The following is a 14,007-nucleotide window of genomic DNA, read 5'->3' as shown; positions in this document are numbered from 1 at the left end:
TGCCCGGATGCGCCGGGTGCGCGGGACAGATTCAGTCGCCGTTCTGTTCGCGCTCGCGGCTCTTGCGCAGCGCCTTTTCCTCGATGCCCGACATGCCTTCACGACGCTCGAGTTCGGCGAGCACGTCAGCCGGGCCAAGGTCGAAGTGCGAAAGCATCACGAGGCAATGAAACCACAGATCGGCCACTTCGCCGACCAGCGCCTTCGGCGCGCCGCCCTGACGCACGTCTTTGGCCGCCAGCACCACTTCGGTCGCTTCTTCGCCGATCTTCTTCAGCACGGCGTCGTCGCCCTTGTTGAAGAGTCGCGAGACATACGAAGCGTCCGGGTTGCCGCCCTTGCGGCTATCGATGACCGCGGCGAGGCGCTGCAGCGTGTCGTTCGTCGATTGCGTGGATTGCGTCATTTGTAAATGTGTTCGGGGTCTTTCAGCACGGGATCGACGGCAACCCAGCTGCCGTCGTCCGCCGAGCCTTCGAATTTCTGGAAAAAGCACGAGTGGCGCCCGGTGTGGCAGGCGATGCCCGACACCTGTTCGACCTTGAGAAGCACTACGTCTTCGTCGCAGTCGAGTCGCACTTCATGAACGTGCTGGACGTGGCCCGACTCTTCCCCTTTGAACCACAGGCGCTGGCGCGAGCGCGAGAAGTACACGGCGCGGCCCAGTTCGATGGTTTTGGCAAGCGCTTCGCGGTTCATCCACGCGAACATCAGCACGTCGTTGGTGGCGGCTTCCTGGGCGATCACCGGCACAAGGCCATTCGCGTCCCATTTCACCTGGTCGAGCCAGTTTTCTGCGGCGGAATTCACGTCAACCTCACCGAAATGCCCTGCTCCGCCATGAAGCGCTTCGCTTCGCCCACCGTGTGTTCACCGTAGTGGAAGATGCTGGCGGCGAGTACCGCGTCGGCATGGCCGTCCTTGATGCCGTCCGCGAGATGCTGCAGCGAGCCGACACCACCCGAGGCGATGACCGGCACCGGCACCGCATCGGACACCGCGCGCGTCAGCGCCAGGTCGAAGCCGCTCTTGGTGCCGTCACGATCCATGCTGGTGAGCAGGATTTCGCCCGCGCCGAGTTCCGCCATCCTGCACGCCCATTCGACGGCATCGAGGCCCGTGGCCTTGCGCCCGCCATGCGTGAACACTTCCCAGCGCGGCGTTTGGCCGTCGGCAGACACGCGCTTCGCGTCGATCGCGACGACGATGCATTGCGAGCCGTATTTATCGGTAGCGTCGCGCACGAGTTGCGGATTCGCTACCGCCGACGAATTCATGCTGATCTTGTCCGCGCCCGCGTTCAGGAGACGCCGTACGTCTTCGACGGCGCGCACGCCGCCGCCAACGGTCAGCGGAATGAATACCTGTGACGCCACCGCCTCGATGATCGGCAGGATCAGATCGCGCTGGTCGGACGTGGCGGTGATGTCGAGAAAGGTGAGCTCGTCGGCGCCCTGGTCGTCGTAGCGGCGCGCGATTTCGACCGGGTCGCCCGCGTCGCGCAGTTCGACGAAGTTGACGCCTTTGACTACGCGTCCTGCCGTGACGTCGAGACAGGGGATGATGCGTTTAGCTAGAGCCATGATCTTGCAAATTCTTGCCAATGCCGCTGGTGAAGCCGCTCCCAGGGAACGGCTGGATGCCCGGGAGCCGGACGGGTGGCGGCGCCTGTTACAGACGCTCTGGTTTTTGCACAGGCCTGAACTTCGGGCCGCCTCAGTCCATTTCGGCCCGGCTCAAACCGCCGATGCCTGAGAAGGCTGTGGTTCACGCCAGACCCGGCGCGACGCTCAGGCGTCGTCCGATTCGCGCAGCCGGTCCGCGAGGGTCTGGGCCGCCGCGAAATCGAGATCACCGGAGTAGATCGCGCGACCACAGATCACGCCCTCGATGCCCTCATCCTCGACTTCGCACAGCGATTCGATGTCGGCGAGGTTCGACAGCCCGCCGCTCGCGATCACCGGGATCTTCACCGCACGCGCAAGGCGCACGGTGGCGTCGATGTTGATCCCCTGAAGCATGCCGTCGCGGCCGATATCGGTATAAATGATCGCTTCGCAGCCGTAATCCTCGAACTTGCGCGCGAGATCCGCCACTTCGTGGCCGGTCAGCTTGCTCCAGCCGTCCGTGGCGACCTTGCCGTCTTTCGCGTCGAGCCCGACGATGATGTGGCCGCCGAACGCCGTGCAGGCGTCCTGCAGGAAGCCGGGGTTCTTCACCGCCGCCGTCCCGATGATCACGTAGGACAGGCCGTCGTCCAGATAGCGTTCGATCGTGTTCAGGTCGCGGATACCCCCGCCCAGCTGGACGGGAATCTCGCCGCCGACCTCGTCGATGATGGCGCGGATTGCGTCTTCATTCCGGGGTTTGCCGGCGAACGCGCCGTTCAGGTCGACGAGATGCAGGCGCCGCGCGCCGCGCTCGACCCAATGTCGGGCCATTGCCGCCGGCTCCTCGGAAAAAATCGTCGCCTGGTCCATATCGCCTTGTTTGAGGCGTACACACTGACCGTCTTTCAGGTCGATGGCCGGAATCAGCAGCATAGCAATCGGGTGGTGTCTGGGAAGAAAATGGAAAGACGGCATCGGGACGAGGCAGGAAGCCTCGACCGGCGCCGTTTCGCTAGTTTAGTACAACTCTTTCGGCGCCCTTGCTGGCATCAACCGGGTTCGGATTCATGCCACGACCGTCCATGCCCGATCGGACATGTTCGACAGAAGGGAAGCGAGTGGCGCTCACGGGTTCCAGTGCACGAAGTTACGATACACGCGCAATCCTGTGTCGGCGCTCTTTTCCGGGTGGAACTGGGTCGCAAAGATGTTATCCCGCGCCACCGCCGAGGTAAAGGGTACGCCATAAACGGTTTCACCCGACGTATGGGCCACATTCTCCGGCACGACGTAGTAGCTGTGTACGAAGTAGAAGAACGCGCCGTCCGGCACGCCGTCCCACAGCGGATGGGGCTGAGCCTGACGCACCCGGTTCCAGCCCATCTGCGGCACCTTGAAGCGCGAACCGTCGTCCTGCAACTGGCCGCCGAGTTCGAAGCGCACCACCTTGCCCGGCAACAGACCGAGCCCGCGGGTGTCGCCTTCGGCGCTCCAGTCGAACAGCATCTGCTCGCCGACGCACACACCCATCAGCGGCTTTGTGCGCGACGCTTCGATGACCGCTTCCTGCAACCCCGACTCGCCGAGGCAGCGCATGCAGTCGGGCATCGCACCCTGGCCGGGCAGCACGACGCGGTCCGCGGCACGGATCGCTTCCGGACGGTCGACGATCGCCACCTCCGCCTCCGGCGCGGCTTTCCTCAACGCCTGCGCCACCGAGCGCAGGTTGCCCATGCCGTAATCCACAATCGCAATTGAAGTTTTCATCTCAAGTTAGGCAGCAACGCCTTCAATCCGTCGACGATGAATTCCACCGCCAGCGCCGACAACATCAAACCCATAAGCCGCGTACCGATATTGATACCTGTGCGACCGATCCAGCGGGCAATCGGTTCGGCAAGCCGCAGCGAAAAAAAACAGATCACCGCGAGCAGCGCGCCGATTGCTACAAGACTAACCCGGTCGTACCAATGATGGAAATTAGCCGAATAGACGATGACGGTGCTGATCGAACCTGGCCCGGTCAAAAGCGGAATCGCCAGCGGCACGACCGCGATGTTGTCCTTCAGCTCCGCTTCGTGGCGCTCTTCCGGCGTCGAGCGGCTATTGCCGATCTGCGCATTCAGCATGCTGATCGCCATCAGCAGCATGATGATGCCCCCACCTACTTCGAGCGAGCCCACCGAAATGCCAAAGAAACCGATGATCTGCTGCCCGAGCAGCGTCGTCACGGCGATCACGCAGAACACCGAAATCGACGCGATGCGGATCGTCCTGCGCCGCTCGTCGTCGGACTGCTGCGACGTCAGGCTCATGAAGAACGGGATGGCGCCGATCGGATTGATCAGCGCCAGCAGCGAAATAAACGACTTGATGATATCCATCGCAAGCCGGCGCGCGGGCACGCGCAACCGGTCCGGTGTGTCTGCTTACAGACTTCCCTTGGTCGACGGAATCTGCCCCGCCGCGCGTTCGTCCAGTTCGACGGCCATCCGCAGCGCCCGGCCGAAGGCCTTGAACACCGTTTCCATCTGGTGATGGGCGTTCAGGCCGCGCAGGTTGTCGATATGGAGGGTCACGCCCGCGTGGTTCACGAAGCCGCGGAAGAATTCGATGGAAAGATCGACGTCGAACGTGCCGATTCGTGCGCGCGTGAACGGCACGTGGAATTCGAGCCCGGGACGGCCTGAAAAGTCGATTACGACGCGCGACAGCGCCTCGTCGAGCGGCACATACGAATGGCCGTAGCGGCGGATGCCCTTGCGGTCGCCGATCGCCTTCGCGACCGCCTGTCCCAGCGTGATGCCGGTGTCTTCGACGGTGTGATGGTCGTCGATATGCAGGTCGCCATGCGCTTCGACGTCGAGATCGATCAATCCATGCCGCGCGATCTGGTCGAGCATGTGGTCGAGGAACGGCACGCCGGTGGCCAGCTTCTGCTGACCGGTGCCGTCCAGATTGATCTTCACACGGATCTGCGTTTCGCTGGTGTTGCGAACGACTTCCGCCTGGCGCATGGGAATTCCTTGAATCGAGCTAGAAAATAGGGGGTGTCGGGGAACGCGGGCGGCTCAATGCAGCACGAGTTTCAGTGCGGCGAGCAACTGGGCGTTTTCTTCAGGAGATCCGACCGTCAGACGCACACAATTCGCCAGCAATGGGTGCATTTTACTCACGTTTTTGATCAAGATCCGCGCGGTGAGCAGCGTCTCGAACAGGATCGATGCGTCCGGCACGCGCACCAGCAGGAAATTGCCGGCGCTCGGGAACACTTCAGCGCCCGGCAATTCGCGAACCGCCTCGGCCAGTTTTGCTCTTTCTGCGCGCAACCCGGCGGCCTGATCGTCGAGCACATCGATGTGATCGAGCAGGAAGCTGGCGGCCGCCTGCGTGAGCACGTTCACGTTGTACGGCGGGCGCACCTTGTCGATCTCGGTGAGCCATGCGCTCCGGCCGGCCAGATAGCCAAGGCGGATACCCGCGAGACCGAGCTTCGACACCGTGCGCATCACGACGACGTTGTCGAACTGATCCGCGCGCGGCAGCCAGCTTTGCTGCGCGAACGGCTGATAGGCCTCGTCGATCACGACGAGGCTCCGGTTCGCCGCAGCGATGATGCGCTCCATGTCGGCTTCGTCGTATAGCGTGCCGGTCGGATTGTTCGGATAGGCCAGATAGACGATCGCCGGCTGGTGCTCCGCGATCGCCGCGAGCATCGCCTCCGTATCGAGCGTGAAGTCGGCTTTCAGCGGCACGCCGATGAACTCCTGATGCGCGAACTTCGCCGACATCTGGTACATAACGAAGCCCGGCACCGGCGCAAGCACCTTCGCGCCGGGAATCGCGCTGGCCACCGAGATCATGCTGATGATCTCGTCCGAGCCATTGCCAAGCAGGACATCGCACGCCGCCGGCACGTTCATTACACGCTTGATCTTCTCAATCAGCGCTTCCGGGCGGGGTGCCGGATAGCGGTTCAGCGCGACGCCGGCCAGGTGTTCGCCGAGATGCGCGGCCAGCACCGGGGGCAATGGAAATGGATTTTCCATCGCGTCCAGCTTGATAAAACCCGTCGCGTCCGGCACGGGATAGCTCGTCATCGCGAGCACGTCGCGGCGAATGATGTCTTGTGGCGTCGTCATGGTGTGGGGGGCCGGCGCGCGCGACGCGCCGGCTGACACGGGCGGCCCGCGGGCCGCCCTGGTTGGTCTAAGTATCTTGTTATTTGTGCGACGTGTCGTGCGCTCAGCCGGTCTGCTTCATCCGGTATTCGGCGCTGCGTGCGTGCGCCTGAAGGCCTTCGCCATACGCCAGTTCAGCCGCGATCTCACCCAGGGTCTGCGCGCCCTCCGCGCTGACCTCGATCACGCTGGAGCGCTTGAAGAAATCATAGACGCCGAGCGGCGACGAGAACCGTGCGGTACGAGACGTAGGCAGCACGTGATTTGGCCCCGCACAGTAGTCGCCGAGACTCTCGCTCGTGTAGCGGCCGAGGAAGATCGCCCCTGCATGGCGGATCAGGTTGCCCCAGTGATGCGGTTCCAGCGCCGAGATTTCGAGGTGCTCCGGCGCGATCTCGTTGGCGATCGCGCAGGCTTCCGCCATGTCGCGCACCTTGACGAGCGCGCCGCGCCCTTCGAGCGAGGCGCGGATCACGTCCTGGCGCGGCATGGTGGGCAGCAGTTCGTCGATGGCGTCCTTCACGCGAGCGATGAACGCGTCGTCCGGGCACAGCAGGATCGACTGCGCGAGTTCGTCGTGCTCGGCCTGCGAGAACAGGTCCATCGCGACCCAGCGCGGATCGGTGGTGCCGTCGCACAGCACGAGGATCTCCGACGGCCCGGCGATCATGTCGATGCCGACCGTGCCGAACACGCGGCGTTTCGCCGAGGCGACATACGCATTGCCCGGGCCACAGATCTTGTCGACCGCCGGCACGGTTTCCGTACCATACGCGAGCGCGGCCACGGCCTGCGCGCCGCCGATCGTATATACCCGGTCGACGCCGCCCAGCAGCGCCGCGGCCAGCACGAGCGGATTCTTCACGCCGTCCGGCGTCGGCACCACCATGACGATCTCGCGCACACCCGCGACGCGCGCCGGAATCGCGTTCATCAGCACCGACGACGGATACGCTGCCTTGCCGCCCGGCACATAGATGCCGGCGCGGTCGAGCGGCGTTACCTTCTGGCCGAGCACGGTGCCGTCGGCTTCCGTGTACTGCCAGCTATGGCTGCCGCATTCGATCTTCTGCTTCTCGTGATACCCGCGCACGCGCGCGGCGGCCGCTTCGAGCGCCGCCCGGCGTTTCGGTTCGAGGCTTTCGAGTGCCGCTTCCAGTTCCGACATCGGCAGTTCGAGCGCGGCGACGCTCGTCGCGTCGAGACGGTCGAAGCGGTTCGTGTAGTCGAGCACGGCCGCGTCGCCGCGTGCCTTCACGTCGGCCAGTATCTGCGCGACCGAGCGCTCGATCGCTTCATCCTCGCTCGCCTCGAACGCGAGCACCGCGTGCAGCGCGCGACGAAAATCAGCGGCGCTGGAATCGAGTTTGCGAATCTTGATAGACATACGGGTATCCGTTTCGGTATCGGTAAAACGCGCGGGTAAATCGTGAGGCAACCGCGCGTCAGGCGGCCGCGCTGTCGTGCCGCGACGCGCGTTCGAACGCGTCGAGAATCGGCCGGAGCGCGGCACGCTTCAACTTCAGCGCCGCCTGGTTCACGACGAGGCGCGACGAGATCTGCATGATCTCCTCGACCTCGACCAGATTGTTGGCGCGCAGCGTGCCGCCTGAGCTGACCAGATCGACGATCGCATCGGCCAGCCCGACGAGCGGCGCGAGTTCCATCGACCCATACAGCTTGATCAGGTCGACGTGCACGCCTTTTGCGGCAAAATGCTCGCGCGCGGTTTCCACATATTTCGTTGCAACGCGCAGGCGCGCGCCCTGGCGCACCGCGTTCGCGTAGTCGAAGCCCGACTTCACCGCCACCGACATCCGGCAACGCGCAATGTCGAGATCGGTCGGCTGGTACAGGCCGCTGCCGCCGTGTTCAAGCAGAACGTCCTTGCCCGCCACACCGAAATCGGCCGCGCCGTATTCGACGTAGGTCGGCACATCGGTCGCGCGGACGATGATCACGCGGACGTTCGGATCGTTGGTCGGCAGGATCAGCTTGCGCGACGTCTCCGGATCTTCAGTCACCTCGATGCCGGCCGCCGCGAGCAGCGGCAGGGTTTCCTCGAAGATACGCCCTTTGGACAACGCAAGCGTCAACGGCGCATTCACCGCCGGCGACGACGTCTGCGGCACCGAACTCATGCCTCGCTCCCGGAGATGCGACGCACCTGCGCACCGATGCCGGTCAGCTTCTTTTCCATCCTGTCGTAGCCGCGATCCAGATGATAGATACGGTCGATCAGCGTCTCACCTTCGGCGCGCAGGCCGGCGATCACGAGACTTGCCGAGGCGCGCAGGTCGGTCGCCATCACCTTCGCGCCGGACAGTTCGTCGACCCCGTTCACGAGCGCCGTGTTGCCGTCGATCGTGATGTTCGCGCCGAGGCGGTTCAGTTCCTGCACGTGCATGAAGCGGTTTTCGAAGATTGTTTCGACGACCTGCGAGGTGCCGTTCGCAATCGTGTTGAGCGCCATGAACTGCGCCTGCATGTCGGTCGGGAACGCCGGGTATTCAGACGTGCGCACGCTCACCGCATGCGGACGCTGATTCATGCGCACGCGCATCCAGTCATCGCCTTCCTCGATGATCACGCCGGCTTCGCGCAGCTTTTCGGTCACCGCTTCGAGGATCAACGGACGCACATGGCGCAGCACGACGTCGCCGCCGGCCGCCGCAACCGCGCACAGGAAAGTGCCCGCTTCGATACGATCCGGGATGACCGTATGCTTCGCGCCATGCAGCCTGTCAACGCCCTGAATGACGAGGCGATCCGTGCCGATGCCTTCGATCTGCGCACCCATCTTCACCAGCAGATGAGCGAGATCGCCGACTTCCGGCTCGCGCGCGGCGTTCTCGATCACCGTTTCGCCTTCAGCCAGAACCGCGGCCATCAGCAGGTTTTCCGTGCCGGTCACCGTGATCATGTCGGTCACGATGCGTGCGCCCTTCAGACGCTTGGCGCGCGCTTCGATAAAGCCGTGCTCGATGTTGATCTCGGCGCCCATCGCCTGCAGGCCCTTGATGTGCTGGTCGACCGGACGCGCGCCGATCGCGCAGCCGCCCGGCAGCGACACCTTCGCCTCGCCGAAACGCGCCACGAGCGGGCCGAGCACGAGTATCGATGCGCGCATCGTCTTCACGAGTTCGTATGGGGCGACCAGATTGTCGACCTTCGACGCGTCGAGCGAGACGCGCCCGTCGCCGTCTTCAGTGCGCACGCCCATCTGGCGCAGCAGTTTGAGCGTCGTGCGCACGTCCTGCAGGTCAGGCACGTTGTCGAGATGCACGGGATCCGCCGTCAGCAGACCCGCACACAGAATCGGCAACGCCGCGTTCTTTGCACCCGACACAACGATCTCACCCGCGAGCCGCTGGCCCCCAACGATAACGAGTTTGTCCATGCCTGTCTGTTCCTGATCTGCCCGGGGTTCGGCCGGGGCTGCTTTCGAGGTTGCCTGAGCTTCATTTGCGGCGCTGCTTCCGGCGCCGCGTGTGTCTTGAGTAATTCGCACTAACGTTCCAGATTACGCGTTTTGCCATTCGGCGGGCGTCAGCGTTTTCATGCTGAGCGCGTGGATTTCCTGTTTCATGCGGTCGCCGAGCGCCGCATAAACGAGTTGATGGCGCTGGATCAGACGCTTGCCTTCAAAGCTCGGGGAAACGATCGTCGCAAAGAAATGCTGACCGTCACCTTCGACTTCGAGATGCTGGCAGGCGAGGCCCGCTGCGATGTAGTCCTTGACCTGTTCGGGAGTCGGCAACATGGAATGCTCCTCGTCAGTGGCGCAGCTTGTAGCCGGACGCGAGCATACGCATCGCCAGCACGGCCAGCACCACAAAGAAACCGCCGACTATCGCGAGGCTCACGAGCGGATCGATATCCGACATCCCGAAGAAGCCGTAGCGAAAGCCGTCGATCATGTAGAAAAAAGGATTCAGCCGCGACACTTCGCGCCACACCGGCGGCAAGCTATGCGTCGAGTAGAACACGCCCGAAAGGAACGTGAGCGGCATGATAAGGAAGTTCTGGAACGCGGCGAGCTGGTCGAACTTCTCGGCCCAGATGCCGGCGATCAAGCCCAGCGTACCGAGGATCGCCGAGCCCAGCACGGCGAACGCGACGATGAAGAACGGCGCGGTGAAGCTGACCGGGATGAACCAGATCGTCACGATGAACACGCCGAAGCCGACCGCGAGCCCGCGCACGACCGAAGCCAGCACGTACGCACCGTACATCTCCCAGTGCGACAGCGGCGGCAGCAGCACGAACACCAGATTGCCGGTGATCTTCGACTGGATCAGCGACGACGAACTGTTCGCGAACGCGTTCTGCAACACGCTCATCATGACGAGCCCCGGAATCAGGAAGCTCGTGTACCCGACGCCCGGATAGACCTGCACATGATCGCGCAACGCGTGGCCGAAGATGGTCAGATACAGCAACGCGGTGATCACCGGTGCAAGAACGGTCTGGAACGACACCTTCCAGAACCGCAGGATTTCCTTGTAAAACAGCGTGCGAAATCCGCTCATGCAAGCCCCTCGATCACTTCCGGACTGTTCATCACCTGGACAAACACATCTTCGAGGTCGGCCTTGCGGACCTCGATTTCTTCGAATGTACAGCCCGCCGCGCGGCACTGCGCGAGAATCCGTTCGATCTCGTCATAACTCGCTAGACGCAGCAGATGCTGACGGCTCTGGATGTTGTGAGGATCGACTTCGAGCGAGCGCAACTCGGACGGCAACGCTCCCCCGGCAAAACGCACGAACAGTTGCAGGCCCGCAAAGCGCTGCAACAACGCGCTGGTGCGTTCGAGCGCGACGACTTCACCACGGCGCAACATCGCGATGCGGTCGCACAGCGACTCGGCTTCTTCCAGATAGTGGGTCGTCAGCACGATCGTGTGGCCTTCGCGGTTCAGACGCGAAATGAATTTCCACAGCGTCTGACGCAACTCGACATCGACGCCCGCGGTCGGCTCGTCGAGCACGATCACTGGCGGCCTGTGAACCAGCGCCTGCGCGACCAGCACGCGACGCTTCATCCCGCCCGACAGCGCGCGCATGTTGGCGTCGGCTTTCTCGGTGAGGTCGAGATTGGCCATGACCTCGTCGATCCACGAATCGTTGTTGCGCAGGCCGTAATAGCCGGACTGGATGCGCAGGGTCTCCCGAACGGTGAAGAACGGATCGAACACGAGTTCCTGCGGAACGACGCCGAGCGCGCGACGCGCGTCGCGGAAATCGTCGACCACGTCGTGGCCGCGCACGGCGATCGAGCCTTCGTCGGCGCGCGCGAGACCGGCAAGGATGCTGATGAGCGTCGTCTTGCCTGCGCCGTTTGGACCGAGCAGTCCGAAAAACTCGCCTTCTTCGACTGAGAGGCTGACGCCCTTGAGCGCCTGCAGATCCTTGTAGCGCTTCTTGACGTTACGGATTTCTATGGCTGGCATGACTGTGCGCCGCTTTGGATCGCGGTGCCGGATAGGTGCGCAAAGTGCGGAGAAAAACGAAATTGGGGCCGGTTGAAAACCCCAAAAAACGTTTGATTATAGGGCAAAGTCGGACGGACCGACCTGGCCCTACAGAGGGGAAAGGAAAGACGCGTGGAGCGTCAATGTCGCGCCGACAGGAGGATATCGACGCCGTAGGCAAGCGCGAGGCTGGCGAGACCAGCGGGCAGGTTGACGATTTCGAGCGGGGCGCCGCGTTTGTGCGCGGCGCGCTGCCACGCGAGCAGCACGGCCAGCGCCGACGAATCGAACTGCGTGAGCGGCGCGCAGTCGACGCCGGTCGCGCCGCCGGCGATACGCTCGAGACCCGCCGCGAGCGCTGCATTCGCGCTCGCGTGGGTCAACGTGGCGCCGGTTTCGAACCGGCTCACGACGCCCGTGACGTCATGATTTGCGACGCTATTCACGACGATTTGCCCGCAGCGAGCTGCTGGTTACGTTGCGTGAGGAACTGAACGAGGCCGTCGATGCCGTGCTGCTGGATCTGCTCATTGAACTGCTGCTGATACGCCTGGATCAGCCATGCGCCGAGCACGTTGATGTCGTACACGCGCCAGCCTTGCGGCGTTTTGTAGAGGCGGTAATCCAGTTCGATCGGCTGGCCGTTGTTCATCACGATCGAACGCACGACGACATCGGTGTCGTCCGGGTTCGCGCGGAACGGCTTGTACTGGATCTGCTGGTCCCGCACCTGGGCGAGCGCCCCCGAATACGTGCGGATCAGCAGCGTCTTGAACTGCTCGACAATCTGCGTCTGCTGGTCAGGCGTGGCGGCACGCCAGTTGCGGCCCATCGCCAGCTGCGTAGTGCGGCGGAAGTCCGTGTACGGCAGGATCTTCTCGTTGACGAGCCTGGTGATCTGGCTGATGTCGCCGGACTGGATCGATTTGTCGGCGCGTATCGCATCGATCACCTGGCCGGTCACGGTTTTGACCATGCCGTCGGGCGAGTTGGTATCGACAGTTTGCGCAAATGCCGCGCTACCGAACGAAAAAAGCGCGGCGAACAGCGGAAAGAGAAAGAATTTTTTCATATCGAGCCCTGCGTTAATAATTACGGCAACCTTTTGAGGCGACGATATCACGCGAGTTCATCTGCGATCCATGCGGAAACTGCGAGAGTCGTTTCGAGGTGTTACCGAAGTTGACCGAAATTGCCTAGCGCAGCTTGAGCGCAGGGAAATTGAGCTTGGGCGGCACGATCTGACCGGCTGGGACCTGCGTCTCCTGGCCGCCCTGCGTCTGATCCTGCCCTTGCGTACCTTCTTTACCTTCTGTCCCTTCCGTGCCCGATGCCGGCGTAGCCGCGCCGGCGGCAGACGCCGCCCCGGGCGCCGACGCGCCTGCCGCCGCCTTGCCGCCCGCAGGGGCAGCAGCGCCCTCGTCGACGTCCTCGTACTTTGGCAGCGGCGCGCCGCCGTCATCCTGCAAGCCCGCCGACGAAGAACCCTCCGACAGCAGATACCGGCGGCGTTGCAGATACGCGTTGCGGACGAACGAGTACCTGTCGAGCGCGGCGTTTTCCAGCACGTCGGTTGCGCCGAGCAGGTTCGCCCGCGTGCTCACGATATTCAGCCCATACAGCGCCCAGCTCAGGCCGTCCGGATGAATATACGACAGCGGGTTGATATAGTAATTGCCGACCGAGCCGACCGCATCGCGCACCGTGCTTGGCCCGAACAGCGGCAGCACCAGGTACGGACCCGGCGGCACGCCGTAGTGGCCAAGCGTGAGGCCAAGGTCGGCGGTGTGCTTCGGCAGTTTTGCGAGCGTCGCGACATCGAACAGGCCGCCAACACCGAAAACCGTGTTGATCACGATCCGCATGATGTCCTCTACGCCATCAGTGATCTTCAGCTGCAGCAGGTTGTTCGCCGCAATGTAGACGTCACCGATGTTCGAGAAGAAGTTGGTCACGCTGTCGCGCACCGGCTGCGGCGTAACAAAGACGTAGCCCTTCGCCACCGGCTTCAGCGCGTACTGGTCGACCTTGTCGTTAAAGACGAAGACTGTGCGATTGAAGCCTTCGAAGGGGTCTTCCTTCGCCGGAGTCTGGACAGTCGCACAGCCGGCGAGCGTTGCCGCCGTCAGCGCGAGCGCCGCTGTACGGACGCGCATGGTCTTCATTCTTGTTCTCCTTATTGACCTGCCGCGCCGGAGGCGGGCGATGCCGGTGCCGCTATGGCCGGGGCGGCCGGAACCGCCGCTGCCGGCGCCGACGCGCCCGACCTGGCGGCACCCGAATCCGCCGCCTTGCTGTACAGAAACTGCCCGATCAGGTTTTCGAGGACGATCGCCGACTGCGTCATCGAGATCGTGTCGCCCGCTTTCAGCATCTCGCTATCGCCGCCGGGTTCAAGTCCAATGTACTGCTCGCCGAGCAGACCCGATGTCAGGATCTTCGCGGAGGTGTCTTTCGGAAACTGGTATTGCCTGTCGAGATCGAGTGTGACAACGGCCTGATACGTGTTGGTGTCAAAGCCGATCGACGCCACGCGGCCCACCGTCACGCCTGCGCTCTTCACGGGCGCGCGCGGCTTCAATCCGCCGATATTGTCGAATTTGAGCTTGACCGGGTAGGTGGCCTGAAACGACAGCGAACTCATGTTGCCGGCCTTCAATGCAAGAAACAGCAACGCCACGAAGCCCAGCACCACGAACAGGCCGACCCAGAAGTCGAGAACAGTCTTTTTCATCGTTAT

The 14,007-nt window shown here is 63.2% G+C and carries 18 protein-coding genes; all 18 read right to left on the bottom strand.

Annotation, left to right across the window (positions count from 1 at the left end; genetic code table 11):
- Positions 1 to 31: 31 nt before the first annotated feature.
- The 18 genes from P3T23_RS32615 to mlaD all read right to left on the bottom strand — a co-directional run bounded on the left by P3T23_RS32615 (position 32) and on the right by mlaD (position 14,001).
- Entirely contained in the window at positions 32 to 406 is a 375-nt protein-coding gene (locus tag P3T23_RS32615) for a phosphoribosyl-ATP diphosphatase (protein ID WP_429320194.1), read from the bottom strand.
- Positions 403 to 810, bottom strand: coding sequence for a phosphoribosyl-AMP cyclohydrolase (gene hisI / locus P3T23_RS32610; RefSeq protein ID WP_429320193.1), 408 nt, complete (start codon positions 808 to 810; stop codon positions 403 to 405). The genes P3T23_RS32615 and hisI overlap by 4 nt, the downstream gene beginning before the upstream one ends.
- Positions 807 to 1,583 (bottom strand): imidazole glycerol phosphate synthase subunit HisF, encoded by a 777-nt coding sequence (gene hisF / locus P3T23_RS32605; RefSeq protein ID WP_429320192.1) that lies wholly within the window; start codon positions 1,581 to 1,583, stop codon positions 807 to 809. Before hisF ends, hisI begins: the two co-directional genes overlap by 4 nt.
- Before the next feature lie 207 nt (positions 1,584 to 1,790).
- Entirely contained in the window at positions 1,791 to 2,543 is a 753-nt protein-coding gene (gene hisA, locus P3T23_RS32600; RefSeq protein ID WP_429320191.1) for a 1-(5-phosphoribosyl)-5-[(5-phosphoribosylamino)methylideneamino]imidazole-4-carboxamide isomerase, read from the bottom strand.
- Between the two features lie 192 nt (positions 2,544 to 2,735).
- Complete coding sequence (gene hisH / locus P3T23_RS32595; protein ID WP_429320190.1) at positions 2,736 to 3,377, bottom strand: imidazole glycerol phosphate synthase subunit HisH; 642 nt, start codon at positions 3,375 to 3,377, stop codon at positions 2,736 to 2,738.
- Positions 3,374 to 3,994: a YchE family NAAT transporter gene (locus P3T23_RS32590; RefSeq protein ID WP_429320189.1), complete on the bottom strand. Its 621-nt coding sequence runs from the start codon at positions 3,992 to 3,994 to the stop codon at positions 3,374 to 3,376. Before P3T23_RS32590 ends, hisH begins: the two co-directional genes overlap by 4 nt.
- 45 nt (positions 3,995 to 4,039) lie before the next feature.
- A complete protein-coding gene (gene hisB, locus P3T23_RS32585) occupies positions 4,040 to 4,627 on the bottom strand; it encodes an imidazoleglycerol-phosphate dehydratase HisB (protein ID WP_429320188.1) in 588 nt (195 codons plus the stop codon).
- A 54-nt stretch (positions 4,628 to 4,681) separates the two neighbouring features.
- The gene (gene hisC / locus P3T23_RS32580; RefSeq protein ID WP_429320187.1) at positions 4,682 to 5,752 is read right to left on the bottom strand and encodes a histidinol-phosphate transaminase; all 1,071 of its coding nucleotides are present in this window, start codon (positions 5,750 to 5,752) and stop codon (positions 4,682 to 4,684) included.
- 103 nt (positions 5,753 to 5,855) lie between these two features.
- Positions 5,856 to 7,178 carry a histidinol dehydrogenase gene (gene hisD, locus P3T23_RS32575; RefSeq protein WP_429320186.1) on the bottom strand — a complete coding sequence of 441 codons (1,323 nt, stop codon included), beginning with the start codon at positions 7,176 to 7,178 and terminating at the stop codon, positions 5,856 to 5,858.
- A 58-nt stretch (positions 7,179 to 7,236) separates the two neighbouring features.
- On the bottom strand, positions 7,237 to 7,932 hold the full coding sequence (gene hisG / locus P3T23_RS32570; protein ID WP_429320185.1) for an ATP phosphoribosyltransferase: 696 nt from the start codon (positions 7,930 to 7,932) through the stop codon (positions 7,237 to 7,239).
- Positions 7,929 to 9,191, bottom strand: coding sequence for a UDP-N-acetylglucosamine 1-carboxyvinyltransferase (gene murA, locus P3T23_RS32565; protein ID WP_429320184.1), 1,263 nt, complete (start codon positions 9,189 to 9,191; stop codon positions 7,929 to 7,931). The genes hisG and murA overlap by 4 nt, the downstream gene beginning before the upstream one ends.
- Before the next feature lie 123 nt (positions 9,192 to 9,314).
- Positions 9,315 to 9,554: a BolA family protein gene (locus P3T23_RS32560; protein ID WP_133661153.1), complete on the bottom strand. Its 240-nt coding sequence runs from the start codon at positions 9,552 to 9,554 to the stop codon at positions 9,315 to 9,317.
- Between the two features lie 13 nt (positions 9,555 to 9,567).
- The gene (locus P3T23_RS32555; RefSeq protein WP_429320183.1) at positions 9,568 to 10,323 is read right to left on the bottom strand and encodes an ABC transporter permease; all 756 of its coding nucleotides are present in this window, start codon (positions 10,321 to 10,323) and stop codon (positions 9,568 to 9,570) included.
- A complete protein-coding gene (locus P3T23_RS32550) occupies positions 10,320 to 11,246 on the bottom strand; it encodes an ABC transporter ATP-binding protein (protein WP_429320182.1) in 927 nt (308 codons plus the stop codon). Before P3T23_RS32550 ends, P3T23_RS32555 begins: the two co-directional genes overlap by 4 nt.
- A 161-nt stretch (positions 11,247 to 11,407) precedes the next feature.
- Complete coding sequence (locus P3T23_RS32545) at positions 11,408 to 11,713, bottom strand: STAS domain-containing protein (protein ID WP_429320181.1); 306 nt, start codon at positions 11,711 to 11,713, stop codon at positions 11,408 to 11,410.
- Positions 11,710 to 12,339, bottom strand: coding sequence for an MlaC/ttg2D family ABC transporter substrate-binding protein (locus P3T23_RS32540; protein ID WP_429320180.1), 630 nt, complete (start codon positions 12,337 to 12,339; stop codon positions 11,710 to 11,712). Before P3T23_RS32540 ends, P3T23_RS32545 begins: the two co-directional genes overlap by 4 nt.
- A gap of 124 nt (positions 12,340 to 12,463) precedes the next feature.
- Complete coding sequence (locus P3T23_RS32535; RefSeq protein WP_429320179.1) at positions 12,464 to 13,432, bottom strand: MlaA family lipoprotein; 969 nt, start codon at positions 13,430 to 13,432, stop codon at positions 12,464 to 12,466.
- A gap of 11 nt (positions 13,433 to 13,443) precedes the next feature.
- A complete protein-coding gene (gene mlaD, locus P3T23_RS32530; protein ID WP_429320178.1) occupies positions 13,444 to 14,001 on the bottom strand; it encodes an outer membrane lipid asymmetry maintenance protein MlaD in 558 nt (185 codons plus the stop codon).
- Positions 14,002 to 14,007: the final 6 nt, after the last annotated feature.

It is taken from the genome of Paraburkholderia sp. GAS448, from assembly GCF_050435685.1.
Lineage (GTDB): Bacteria > Pseudomonadota > Gammaproteobacteria > Burkholderiales > Burkholderiaceae > Paraburkholderia.
This window is presented reverse-complemented; position numbering and strand designations above follow the sequence as displayed.